Origin of the sequence: Streptomyces sp. NPDC088730 (genome assembly GCF_044751215.1) — a bacterium.
Taxonomy (GTDB): Bacteria; Actinomycetota; Actinomycetes; order Streptomycetales; family Streptomycetaceae; genus Streptomyces.
Window position 1 is genome coordinate 63,457 of the sequence record NZ_JBIVLK010000010.1, and the last position, 11,908, is coordinate 75,364.

At 67.8% G+C, this 11,908-nt stretch carries 9 protein-coding genes and 1 pseudogene; all 10 read right to left on the reverse strand.

The genetic code is table 11. The features are described 5' to 3' along the window. Positions 1 to 13: 13 nt before the first annotated feature. Positions 14 to 1,192: a DUF3500 domain-containing protein gene (locus ACIP89_RS26480; protein WP_402117121.1), complete on the reverse strand. Its 1,179-nt coding sequence runs from the start codon at positions 1,190 to 1,192 to the stop codon at positions 14 to 16. Between the two features lie 69 nt (positions 1,193 to 1,261). Continuing rightward, positions 1,262 to 2,173 carry a hypothetical protein gene (locus tag ACIP89_RS26485; protein ID WP_402117123.1) on the reverse strand — a complete coding sequence of 304 codons (912 nt, stop codon included), beginning with the start codon at positions 2,171 to 2,173 and terminating at the stop codon, positions 1,262 to 1,264. 5 nt (positions 2,174 to 2,178) lie between these two features. Then, positions 2,179 to 3,831, reverse strand: a complete 1,653-nt coding sequence (locus tag ACIP89_RS26490) for a thiamine pyrophosphate-binding protein (RefSeq protein ID WP_401931332.1) — start codon at positions 3,829 to 3,831, stop codon at positions 2,179 to 2,181. Further along, positions 3,828 to 4,898, reverse strand: coding sequence for an amidohydrolase family protein (locus tag ACIP89_RS26495; protein ID WP_402117124.1), 1,071 nt, complete (start codon positions 4,896 to 4,898; stop codon positions 3,828 to 3,830). The genes ACIP89_RS26490 and ACIP89_RS26495 overlap by 4 nt, the downstream gene beginning before the upstream one ends. 60 nt (positions 4,899 to 4,958) lie before the next feature. Then, positions 4,959 to 5,819 (reverse strand): HpcH/HpaI aldolase/citrate lyase family protein, encoded by an 861-nt coding sequence (locus tag ACIP89_RS26500; protein ID WP_401931329.1) that lies wholly within the window; start codon positions 5,817 to 5,819, stop codon positions 4,959 to 4,961. Beyond that, positions 5,816 to 6,472, reverse strand: a complete 657-nt coding sequence (locus ACIP89_RS26505; protein ID WP_402117126.1) for an SRPBCC domain-containing protein — start codon at positions 6,470 to 6,472, stop codon at positions 5,816 to 5,818. The genes ACIP89_RS26500 and ACIP89_RS26505 overlap by 4 nt, the downstream gene beginning before the upstream one ends. 154 nt (positions 6,473 to 6,626) lie before the next feature. Continuing rightward, positions 6,627 to 7,421: an ABC transporter ATP-binding protein gene (locus ACIP89_RS26510; RefSeq protein ID WP_402117127.1), complete on the reverse strand. Its 795-nt coding sequence runs from the start codon at positions 7,419 to 7,421 to the stop codon at positions 6,627 to 6,629. A 1,240-nt stretch (positions 7,422 to 8,661) separates the two neighbouring features. Further along, the gene (locus ACIP89_RS26515) at positions 8,662 to 9,519 is read right to left on the reverse strand and encodes a hypothetical protein (RefSeq protein WP_402117129.1); all 858 of its coding nucleotides are present in this window, start codon (positions 9,517 to 9,519) and stop codon (positions 8,662 to 8,664) included. Positions 9,520 to 9,726: 207 nt separating this feature from the next. Continuing rightward, positions 9,727 to 10,138, reverse strand: a pseudogene (locus ACIP89_RS26520) (transposase); the annotation flags it as partial. 159 nt (positions 10,139 to 10,297) lie between these two features. Continuing rightward, positions 10,298 to 11,887 carry a class I adenylate-forming enzyme family protein gene (locus ACIP89_RS26525; RefSeq protein ID WP_402117131.1) on the reverse strand — a complete coding sequence of 530 codons (1,590 nt, stop codon included), beginning with the start codon at positions 11,885 to 11,887 and terminating at the stop codon, positions 10,298 to 10,300. Positions 11,888 to 11,908 lie beyond the last annotated feature (21 nt).

The following is an 11,908-nucleotide window of genomic DNA, read 5'->3' on the forward strand; positions in this document are numbered from 1 at the left end:
ACGCCGGAACGCTTCAGGTCTGCCGGCCGGAGCGCGCCGTACCCGGCCCGTGGTGCCGCTCGTGGTGCTGACGCAGCAGATCGACGCCGAAGTCGTTGCCGTTGGGGGTGCGCACGATGGTGTGGATGTGCCGCCGCGAGGGATAGTCGTTGTCGAAGAGCACACCGGCCATGTGCTCGAACTCGACGAGGATCACCGGACTGTGGAAGCGGTAGTAGAAGGTGCCGTCCGGGTCCCCGGCCCAGCCGAAGCGGGTGTCCCCCTCGTGGCCCAGCACTTCCCTCATGCGCACCCGGGCGTGATGGTCGTCGGCCCGGTTCACGTACAGGCCGAGGAGCTGGAGGGCCGTCTCCCGTTGGCCCGGAGACATGTCAGCGAGCCGCAGCCCCTGGTAGTCGAGCTCCCAGTTGTCCCGGAACGCCCCGACGAAGAGCTCCTCGGGCATCGCGTCCGCGATCACGGCCCGTTCCCGCTGCCCGCCGTCGAGCCGAGTGAACAGCTCGTGGCCCAGTGCTTCCTCGCCCCGGAAGGCCACGGTCCCGGCGTACTTCCCGGACCCGGCGACCACCGGCTCGGCGCCGAGGAAGGTGGGGGTGAGGACCATCTGGTCCCCGACGAACACACAGTTGATGTTGACGTGGTGTCCGTCGAGCTGCCAGCCCCACGGGCCGCCGTTCTCCGGCTCGCCGTAGAGGGAGAACCAGTACAGCCACTCGTTGAGGCCGTCCGTGTTGCCGCTCATCTCGCCGATGGTGAGGTTGAGCCGCATCAGGTCGACCATCTGGCGGTAACCGTCGGCGCTGAGGCTGGCCCGGATGACGGCCAGCGCCCGCTCGCGTCCCGCGTCGTCGAAGTCCTCCAGCAGCAGGCCGTGGCGCAGGAAGTACCGGGCACCGTTGTTCCAGTGACGCCAGCTCACGTCGTCCATCGGGAACCGGCCTTCGGCGAGTTCCGCCGCGGTCAGGCCCGCCAGGTAGTCCTCCGCCGCCAGATACACCGTGCTGACGTCCGCGCCGGTGTCGCGCAGCGGGAACAGCCCCGGCTCCGGCCCGTCGGACGTGGCCACACCCCGGAACGGTTCCTTGGCCGCCTTCACTCGCCAGGCGATCTTTTCGAGCAGGTCGGGCGTCCAGGTCTCCGGCTTGCGCGTGGGCGGGTTGCCCCGCTTGCGCAGTCCTACTGGTTCTCCCATCGCTGCTCCTCCTCTCGGTGTTTCCTCACGGTGCGCCGCCGGGCGGCACACCCCTGGTTGATCGCCTTCTCACTTGTCGAGGAAGGCTGTCTTCTCCTCGATCGCCCCGACGTCGACCGGCGTTCTGATGAGTTCCTGCTCCAGGGCGTAGCGTCCGGCGATCTCCAGGCAGGCGATCAGGGATGCGCTCCAGCCGGCCGTGACCGCGCGGCCGGCCGGTGAGTCGTCGCGTTCGCCGGCGGTGGCCAAGATCGCCTTCTTCAGGGTCCGGTAGAAATTGAGCACGGAGTCCGGACGGGTGCGGAGGACGTCGTCGCGGACCACCAGCAAGTGGTTCGCCGGGACACTCCCGTGCCGCTCGGCCCATGCCGTCCCGGCGTTCTCGGCGTCCGCCACGAGCGGGACCAGTCCCGCACCCTGCCCGCCGATCGCCTTCGGGCCGAGTACGGCCGCCGCCACGTCGCCGGAGCTCAGCAGGTCGACGACCCGCCCGGCCCCCGACCGCTCCACGTAGGGAGGGTTGGCGTACTGCGCGACGTGGACATCCTCCGTGGTCACCCAGGTCACGTCCGAGGGCTTGACGCCGTACTCCTCCTGCAGCCAGCCGCGCACCCACAATCCGGTGGTCTGGCCGTACGCGCGGACGCCCACCCGCCGGCCGACGAGTTCCCCGGGGGTGATCTCCGGGCCCTGCGGCAGACGGGTCAGGGACCGGTGGTGGGTGCTTCCCACCAGCACGGCCGGCAGGAGGGTCAACGGGATGCCGGCATCACGCGCCTGGAGGTAGGTAGCCATCGGCATCTCGCACATGTCGTAGGCGAGGTCCCGGACCATCCGGGCGAAGGCCGGGGGCAGCGGGGAGGACTCCAGGTACTGGCAGCCGACCCCGTCCACGGGGAGGGTGCCGTCCTTCAGCGGCCGGGTATGGGGGTAGTCGCCCAGCAGTACGGTCAGCGGTGCGGTGGAGTGTGTCTCGCTCATCCGGCTCACACGTCCTCGCCGTACTGGATGCGGCGGTACGGGGTGCTCAGCACCTCTCGGGTGATGCGGACGTCGATCACGGTGGGCCGGGGTGCCCGCACGTACTCCGCCAGTGCCTCGCGCAACTCCTGTGCGGTGCGAACCGTGGCCCCGCCGCCGCCCAGTGCCTGGGCGACCGCGCCCAGTTCCGGCGTGGAGATGGTCGCCAGCTCCGGGTCGAGCCCCTTCGCCTTCGCCTTGTGGTACTCGGCGCCCAGGCCCTGGTCGTTCATCACGACGACCAGCAGCGGGATGTCGTACCGGCACGCCGTCTCGAACTCGGACAGGTGCATGATGAAGCTCGCGTCACCCTCCACCACGAAGCCGGGCTTGTTGCCCTTGGCGACCAGCTGGCCCAGAGCGATCAGGGGCGCCTGGCCGATGGCGCCGAACATGCCGTAGTTGGAGAGCACATCCCGGGAGCGCTGGAAGAGCATGGTGCCGAAGTCGGTCTGGTGCCCGCTTCCCAGGACCAGCCCGATCTCGCCGGGGAGTTCGTGGTCGAGGATCCAGATGGCCTCGCGCGGATCGAGCCTGCCGGGCTCCCGCACGTACTCCGGCTGCTGGAACCGGCCCGTCAGGTGCTGCCGGACCTGGTCGGTGTGGTACCCCTCCAGCCGGACCGACCGCCCCCGAAGCACCCGGGTCAGCTCGCTGAGAGCCGTGACCGCGTCGGCCTGCAGATAGCAGTCCGCTCCCTTGCCGTTGCCCATGACCAGGTGCGGGGCGGTGTCGATCTGGATGTAGGTGGCCTCGGGGTAGAGGTAGCCGCTCTCGATGGTGTAGTGGTTCAGACTGGCGCCCACCGCGATCACGCAGTCGGCTTCCTGCAGCAGCTCCATCGACAGTTTGTCGCCGAACAGGCCCGACAGGCCGACATGGAAGTCGGTGCGGTCGCACAGCCAGTTCTTCGCCTGCAGGGTGGTGGCCAGCAGACCGCCCGTCTGCTCCTGCAGAGCCAGGATCTCCTCGCCCGACTCCGCCTTGCGGGCACCCCGTCCGGCAATGATCACCACCCGCTTGGCGTCCTGGATCAGGTCGCAGGCTGCCTGGACCCTGGACGGGTCGGGCAGCAGCCTGGACCTCTCGATCAGGGCGGTGGACGGCACGTAGTTCTCGTCGTAGTCGTCCATGTCGGCGACCTGGACGTCGAACGGCGCACTGATCATCACCGGCCGGGACTTGGTCCGTGCCAGGTAGAAGGCGTCCCGCACCGCCTCCTGAGCGTTCTCGGGCCGGGTCACCTGGATGAATTCGCACTCGATGGCGGCGGCGAAGCGCCGCTGGTCGAGGTACTGCGTCGCGCCCTCGTCGCCCAGCGGGGTCTCCCCGCAGAAGGCGACCAGGGGGGTACCCGCCCGGCTCGCGCAGAGCATCGAGGTGGCGAGCTGCGAGACGCCGGGGCCGCTGGTCGTGGTCACGACACCGGGCTGCCCCGCACCGCGGGCCCAGCCGTCCGCCATGCCCAGTCCGGAGCCCTCGTGCCGCACCTCGTACAGCCGTACACCGCGGTCGGCGAGCGCGGCCATCCAGTGCATGTTGGCGTCGCCCATCATGCCGAAGACGTCGCTGGTGCCTTCCTTGACGAACGCCTCGGCGAGTGCTTCGTAGACCTTCACTTGTGGGACTCCTTCACGTTCGCCGCGGCCGTCGCCCGCGCTTTCAGGACGCCGTCGAGCCGGGAGAAGACCCGGAGCGCGTTGCCTCCGTAGACCGCCCGGCGGTCGGTGTCGCTCAGGGTGCCGATGGAGTCGAGGGTGTACTTGGTGTCGTCGAACCGACGCCCGGTCTCCGGGTCCACGCTGCGGACGGCGCCGATCATCTCCGAGGCGAACAGCACGTTCTGGGCGGGGATGATGTCCAGCAGCAGTTCCATGCCGCGCTTGTGGTACACGCAGGTGTCGAAGTAGACGTTGCGCAGGATCGATTCCTCCAGCGGCGGCCGGCCGCGGTCCAGCATCATTCCGCGGTAGCGGCCCCAGTGGTACGGGACGGCTCCGCCACCGTGCGGCAGGATCAGCCTCAGCGTCGGGAAGTCCTTGAACAGGTCCGACTCGCACAGCTGCATGAACGCCGCGGTGTCGCCGGCGAGGTAGTGGGCGCAGGTGCCCTGCATCGCCGGGTTCCTCGACATCGCGACATGGATCATCGCGGGGACGTCGAGCTCGGCCATCTTCTCGTACAGCGGGTAGTAGACCCGGTCCGTCAGCGGCGGCGCCTGGTAGTAGCCGTCCGACGGGTCCGGATTGAGGAGACACCCGACGAAGTCCAACTCCTCGACGCAGCGCTCCAGTTCGATGACGCAGTTGGCTACGGAGGCGGCCAGGGCGTCGCCCGGCGACTGCGGGAGCTGGCACACGCCCACGAAACGCCCGGGGAAGAGGCCGCACACCCGGGCGATCAGGTCGTTGCTGACCCGGGACCAGTCGAGGCTGGTCTGCTCGTCGCCGTAGTGGTGGGCCATCTTGCCCGCACCAGGCGAGAAGACCGTCAGGTCGGTGCCGCGCTCCCTCTGCAGCTTGAGCTGCCCGTTCTCAAGGGCGGTACGGATCTCCTCGTCGCCGATGTGCAGTTCGTCGGGCGAGACCCGTGCGCCGGATTCCTCGAACGCCCTGATCTGTTTCGCCCGCCACTTCCCCAGCGCGGGAGGCGCCGTGGTGAAGTGGCCATGACTGTCAATGATCATGAATTACTCCGAAACTCGCGATGCGGTGGTGACGTACTGCGCGGCGCGGGCGGATGCCCCTCAGCCGCGGCCGGTCAGCTCGCGGGCCTTCTGCAGGCCGGGGTAGGTACGCACCGGCGCCGACATCAGGAAGCGGTATCCGTCGTCGAGCACCTGCTTGACGTTGCCGGCCGTGACGTGGGGGTGGCCCACGGCGACCCCGCGCTCGGCGCAGATATCGAGAATCCGCCGCTTGCACTCCAGGACGCGCGGGTGTTCGTACTGGCGGGGGAAGCCCAGTTCCTGACTCATGTCGCCCTCGCCGATCAGGATCAGCCCGATACCCGGCACCTGGTCGAGGATGTCCGGCAGGTTCTTGATGCCGAGCTGGTCCTCGATCATGAGGCCGACCAGGATCTCCCCGTCGGGGTCGAGCGGCCATACGTCGGCCCGGTCGTAGTACTCGATGTTCGAGATGCCCCAGTACCGTGTCGCGGCGTGCGGGCCGTCCCCGCGCAGTCCGGCGGGCTCGTAGCGCGGGGTGTCCGGCAGTCGCGGGTAGCGGCAGGCGGCGACGGCGTTGCGGGCCTCCTCCACGGTGGAGATGTGCGGCCAGATGATGCCGAACGCGCCGAGGTCGAGGGCCTGCTTGGCATGCCACTGCGCCTTCTCCGCACCGTTGGCGGGGATGCGCACGATCGGGGTGACGTCCGGGGCCAGGCTGTCCGCCTCGAAGACCCGGCGCCTGCTCAGCAGGTACTGGAAGCTGTCCTTGAGCGCGTTGATGTCCCAGGGCTTGTGCTCCATCTCGAACACCACGGCGTCGTAGTCCGAGTTGCTCAGCTCGATCGCCGACGCCGGATCGGCCGCCGCGAAGGTCGCGAAGACGTGCTTCCCTCCGGCCAGGGCGCCGATCACCTTGTTGAGCCTGGACGTTGTCATCGCCGACCTCCCTGGTCGAGTGCCTCAGCGGACTTGCCCCCAGGGCGCTGCGTCGTCTGACCCGCGCGCCTGAGCCGTCGGCCCGCCCACCACGCCCGCAGTCGGCCAAGGAGGCCGGCGGGCCGGGGCTGGGCGGTCCGCGCCCCGTCGGATGCAGTTGCGGCAGGTTCCACCGGCGTGGCAGCAAGGGGCTCGTCAGGAGCGGCGGCGCACTTCTGGACCAGTTGGCCGGTGAACTCCTTCGTCATTCCGGAGACCACCATCCCCGCACCCGACTCGATCAACTTGGCGAGTTTGCCGTTGAGTTTGATCTCTCCGTCGCAGAAGACCCGCGAGCCGCCGGGGGTGTCCCCCTCGACGACCCGGAAGGTGGCACTGGCACTGAAGCGGGTGGCTCCCTGCCCGTCCGCACCCCGGGCCGTAAGGCGTCCCTCACGTGCGGTCTCGTCCAGGTCGAGAAAGACCCGGGCGGCGAACTTGACCCGGAGGCCGCCGAACCTGATGGCCAGGGTGCCGTCAAAGGATCCGTCGTCGTGCGACGGGCCGAGCTCGGCACCGCCGATGCAGGAGACGACGGCAGCGGGATCGGAGATGACCTCCCACACCCGTTCGGGCGGACTCGGAACGACGATCTCTTCCGTGATCGATATCAAAGCTGTGTACCTCACTGGGCGGCAGGTGCGACGTCAGACGGACAAGAGGGCGTGACGGCACGACCGGCATGGTGGCTTGGGGCGAGCAGCGCCGGACATCGGACCGAGGGCCTGTGTGCGGGCCGCGCGATCCGGCTTGCGGGGCCTGGCCGCGCTACGCGGCGGCCTTGCGCTCGGCGGCGAACAGACCCCAGAGGTCGTTGTAGAGCTCCGAGAACTCGGGCGACTCGACGAGCGAACCGATCTGCCGCGGACGTTCGAAGGGAACCTTGATGACACGGCGGATCGTGCCGGGCCCCTTGGACATCACGATGACCTCGTCGGCCAGGTAGATGGCCTCGTTGAGGTCGTGCGTGACGAAGATCAGAGTCCCGTTCTGCTCCCGCCAGATGTTGAGCAGCTCCTGCTGGAGTTCGAGACGGGTGATGGCGTCGAGCGGCCCGAACGGCTCGTCCATCAGCACGATGGACGGGTTGTAGATCAGGGCCCGCGCTATCGCGCAGCGCTTCTGCATGCCGCCCGACAGCTCCCGGGGGAAGTGGTGCTCGAAGCCGGTCAGGCCGACGAGCTCGACCCACTGGGCGACCCGCTCTTCGCGTTCCTCCTTGGGAACCTTGCGGAACTTCAGCGCCAGCCCGATGTTGGACCGGACACTCAACCACGGCAGCAAGTGGGACTGCTGAGTCACGTACGCGGCATCGGAGTTGACGCCCGTGACCGGTTCACCGGCGTAGTGGACCTGCCCCTGCGTAGGAGTGAGCAGTCCGGCGGCCAGGTTGAGGATGGTGCTCTTCCCGCACCCGCTGGGCCCGATCACGGCCACGACCTTGCCGCGATCGACACTGAACGACACGTCCTCGATGGCCGGTCGGTGAGTCCCGGGAAACTCCAGCGTGACGTGGTCCAGACGGAGTGCCTCCGAATGGGAGTTGCGCTGTGTGGTCGACATATCTGTCTCCTCGGCCTCGTCCTCGCAAGAGTTGAAGCGGGGCCGTGCGCTCGCGCCTGTGGCGGCGTTCGTGGATGGCGGTGCTGTGAAGGTGGTGCGCCTGGAGCACGCGGACGGGCATCCAGGTTGGCGCTGTCTCCTGCTGATCAGTCATCGGCACGCCCGCGCCGCCAGATTGTCTGACAACCGATGAGGGGAAGCTAACACCGCCACTCAGGCCGCACAAGAAGTCCGCAGGAGGAAGCTTCAATTCACAGGAACGGCGGGTTACCCGCTGGAGAACTGTCCGACAAAGGCGCGTCATCGACAGAGCGCTACGCTTCGGGCGCGCACGGTACCGAACGGCGAGGCGGGGGCCCCGCCGGAGTGATGCCGCCATTCCGCCGGAGAGCGCGGGGCGCCGGCTCGGCAGCCGAGGATGACCGGTGCGCCGACAACCGGCCCACTCCGCTCACCGACCCCCGCGGCCGAACCCAGGACGCCTCCCCCGCGCCGGCCCATCACCCCCGAGGCGACAGGGAGGACCGCGGGCCGTGCGCGACCGGGGGTGACGATCTCAGGGCAGGACGTAACCCGAACGCAGTCGCCGGAACCGGAGCCGGAGGCGGAACCGGAGCCGTAGGCGGAACCGGAGCCGACCGTCCATTGGTCAGGGTCCGGGGTATCGGCGCTCACAGGTCTCGCGATCCGCAGCGCCGGCGGGCTGAGCGTCATTGTCAGCGACACGCCGCACTGGGGCCCAGGCGCGCGTGGAATGCTGGGAGCCCGCCCGCAGAAGGGGGTCGGTCACTGCTTCAACGTCGTCAATATCGACGGCAAGGCGGCATTTCTCTGCTTTCAGCCGGGCAAGGCCAATCCGGTCAGTTGCCTGTCTCCGCGACGGAGAACCTCGGGACATGGCTGTCGGTACGGGCTACGTGTGCGTCGACGGAGAGACCAGGGAGTGCCGCCTACTGGGTGCAGTCGAGTCTGCCGAGCTCGACCTCTTCTGACCTGACCGGTCACGACTCCCGCGAAACGTCGTGAAGCGACAGACCCGTGCCCTGCGGCGATCTTTCGTCATTCGACGTCAAGAGTGCTGGACCAAGGTCACACGTGTACACCCGGCCCGGGATCCGCCGTCGCACCGTGCCCCGGTGGTCACGACGAAGGCTTCGTTGGGCGAGACGGCCTCCCGGACCTGATGTGCGGCAGTCCGAGCTCCACGACGGCTGATCGCCCTTGTCCGCGGCCTGATCCGCTACCTACCACGCCTCAAGACACGCCTGCCACGGCTGGGCTGCGGGATCCGCGGACCGTCTGCGGTCGGGGGGCCCTCGTCCTGAACGACCTCCCCCGTGATGACCTGGCCAGCAGGCTTGGCGAGTTCCAGGCAGGAGAGGTGCGTCTTGAGCCTTCTGGACATGGAGCGGAAGGTCGCGAAGGTGAGCCCGCCGGACACCGCAGCCCCGACGAGGGGGATGGCCTTCGAAACGGACTTGGCGAAGGTCTGCTTCGTCATCTCGACGCCTAGGTAACCGGCGACCTTCTTCACGATGGGGTAGACGACGCCCTGGGTCAGCGCCTTCTGAGGCAGCTTCTTGGCCACCTGCTCCGACATCATCCCCGCCACCTTCCCCACGGCGGTGTTCGCGGACTGGGTTCCGAACATCACTCCGAAGAAGAGCGTGAGCACTCCCTTGGTCGCGTCATCCAGGTCGTCGTTGTCGGCAGAGAAGAGATCGGGCCAGCTGTAGAGGTAGGCGAGCTTCTGCGCGATGCGCAGCATGTGGGCGACGTATTGGGCCACATCGGCCGGCACCGTGGCGGGCAGGGCGACGAATCCAGGAATCCCGGCAGCTGCGGAGACCGCGCTCACCTTGGCGGTTTCGTAGCGAATGGACTCGTTGGCCACCCTGTCCAGAACAGCGAGGGGGATGCCCGCCGCCGCGGGGGTCTCTTCTATCGCTCTGCGCAGTTCCTCCTCCGAGCAATGACGGGCCAGCGCCGTCCGGAGGTACGCCTCCCTGTCGATTCGCACGCCCGGAAGCCTTGCGGCGCCGATCAGAAGAGCGGAGAAGCGCGACTCCGCGTTCTCGCTCACTTTGCCCGTGACCATGCCAGGAACGTACAGCAGACGGATGACCCGCATCCCTCGGATCGGTCATTCCGATCCCGGACCGGGATTGCAGGAGCCCGAAGCAGCGGACGGACCGGGGCCGCGTGTCACCGCACCGTCGTCCACGAGGGCTGGCTCCGGCCCGCACGGCGATACGTGTCGAAGTCGTAGCCACGGTCGGCGTACAGCCGTGGCGGCTTGCGTGATCCCCCCTTTGAGCGCTCGGACGTGCGAGCCGTCGAGGACGGACGCATTCGTCGCGGTCTGACAGGTCGGCACGAAGCAACTCGTGGAGCACGGCGGGGTGCAGGCGGGCCCAAGTGCCGGCCTCGGCCCAGTCCCGCAGCCGCAGCCGCAGCCGCAGCCGCAGCCGCAGCCGCAGCCAGGCTGTCACCCCGGAGCGGCCCACGATCTCTGCGGGAACGTCGCACCGGGCGACGCCAGCCCGCAGAACGTGCATGATGCCTGCGAGCGCGGTCCGATCCGGTACACGCAGGCGTCCGGGATGACGGTGGCCCCGATCGGGTACCGGTGGCAGCAGCGGGGCGTCCCGCTGCCAGAGGTCGTCGGGAACCGCAAGGAGGACAACGGCTTCTATCAGGGCTGGTGAGGTGGCCAGTAGCCGGCGCCGTGCCGAACTGGATGATTCGTCGCGTCACGGTGTCCGGCATGGCCGCATCGCGAACACGCGCTGCTTGAGGGCGTCCAGACCGGATGGATCACCCCCCGCCTCACGCTCGGAGTTCCTCCACCCACCCCAGGCATGTCGCAGGCATTTTCAAGAAGGCGATTCCGTGAGTCGCAGGAGCACCTTGTCGGGCTTTCCGTTGCTGTTCATCGGCAGCGCGTCCAACACGTGCATCTTCTCGGGCACATGAATCGGGGACAGCGACTCAGCGATGCCCGCGCGGATCTCCTCTACGTCGACCACCGCCCCCGGGTCGCATTCCATGGCCGCATGAACATGCTCACTGCCATCCTCGTCCCGCACGCCGTATACCGCGGCGTGCCGGACACCCGGGTGCGCAAGAATCTCCGCCTCCAGCACGATGGGATGTACCTTGACGCCACCCACCTTGATGACGTCGGCCACCCGCCCCAAGAGAGTCAGATACCCTCTCTCGTCGATGTATCCGATATCTCCCGTGATATACCAGCCGTCCCGGAGGACCTGTGCGGTCAATTCCGGAAGTCTGTTGTAGCCGTCCATCATCTGGGCCGAGCGAGCACGGACCTCACCGATCTCACCTGCCGCCAGTCGCACCCCCGAGTCCGCGTCGCAGACCATGATTTCCGCCCCGGGGAAGGGCCGTCCGACGGTGCCCGCAAGCTTCGGGTCGCCGTGATCCATGTGCGTCAGATTCGTGATGTGACCGGACTCGCTCGTCCCGTATCCCTGCGACAGAACTGGGCCGAGCAGATCAAAGGCCTGGGCGATTCTGGCGGGTGCGGCGGGGCTACCGCCATAGGCGATGGTCTTCAGCCCGGACAGACCTGCGGCTGCCACTCCTTCAGGGTCGCGGATTCCCCGCTCAAGCAGATGGTCGACGAATTGGAAGACGTGGGAAGTCGCCATGAACGACCACGAGATCTCCGTCTCCGCGGAGACGGCGTCCACGAACTTCTCGACATCGAAGCTCTCCTGGAGATGGATCGTGCCGCCCAAGGCGAAGACCGCGTCTGCCAGCGCGCCGACGGAGTGGCTCAGCGGGGTCGACAGCAGGATCGAGGCACAGCCGTGTTCACGACCGATGTCTATCCATGCGCGCATCGTGGCTTCCCACGCACGGCCGGACAAGCGGATGCCCTTGGGCCGTCCGGTGCTGCCACTCGTGAAGTTGATGACGGCCAGCGCGCCCGAGTCCCATGCCGCGGGTTCCGGGACATCGTCAACGTCGGAAAGGACTGCTTCCTTGCGGCCCACGTGGTGGAGTCGCGTTACCGGTATCCCGGTACGCTCCGCGAGCTCCGCCGCGCGCTCCGCACCCTCGGCGTCGGCGTAGACGGTGACGGCCTCGGTTTCCTGCAGCATCTGGATCTGGTGTTCCACAGGAAGGACCGCGCTTATGGTGCCGGGATTGGTCGTGCGCAGATAGCACACGGCGCCTCCGAGGAGATTCACCGCATACCGCACGATAAGCATCTCAGGGCTGTTGGACGCGACAAGAACCGCTACTACGTCACCCTTGCCCACCCCGCGCTCACGCAGCACCGAGAACACTTCAGTCACGGATCGGACCAAGTCACCACCGGAGAAGGTTTCGCCACGCCAATAGAGGACATCCCGGTCAGGCGCATCTGCAAGCAGAGCAAGGATCTCCGAGGCGTATCCTTGACTTGCGCGCCACCAGTTCTCGGGCGGAATCATTCGATCTCCTTTGGTTTTTTT

Excerpts from the sequence above, each read along its gene's own strand:
- ACIP89_RS26485 (WP_402117123.1), bottom strand. The coding sequence starts at position 2,173 with ATGAGCGAGACACACTCCACCGCACCGCTGACCGTACTGCTGGGCGAC.
- ACIP89_RS26480 (WP_402117121.1), bottom strand. The coding sequence starts at position 1,192 with ATGGGAGAACCAGTAGGACTGCGCAAGCGGGGCAACCCGCCCACGCGC.
- ACIP89_RS26515 (WP_402117129.1), bottom strand. The coding sequence starts at position 9,519 with ATGGTCACGGGCAAAGTGAGCGAGAACGCGGAGTCGCGCTTCTCCGCT.
- ACIP89_RS26525 (WP_402117131.1), bottom strand. The coding sequence starts at position 11,887 with ATGATTCCGCCCGAGAACTGGTGGCGCGCAAGTCAAGGATACGCCTCG.
- ACIP89_RS26495 (WP_402117124.1), bottom strand. The coding sequence starts at position 4,898 with ATGATCATTGACAGTCATGGCCACTTCACCACGGCGCCTCCCGCGCTG.
- ACIP89_RS26500 (WP_401931329.1), bottom strand. The coding sequence starts at position 5,819 with ATGACAACGTCCAGGCTCAACAAGGTGATCGGCGCCCTGGCCGGAGGG.
- ACIP89_RS26510 (WP_402117127.1), bottom strand. The coding sequence starts at position 7,421 with ATGTCGACCACACAGCGCAACTCCCATTCGGAGGCACTCCGTCTGGAC.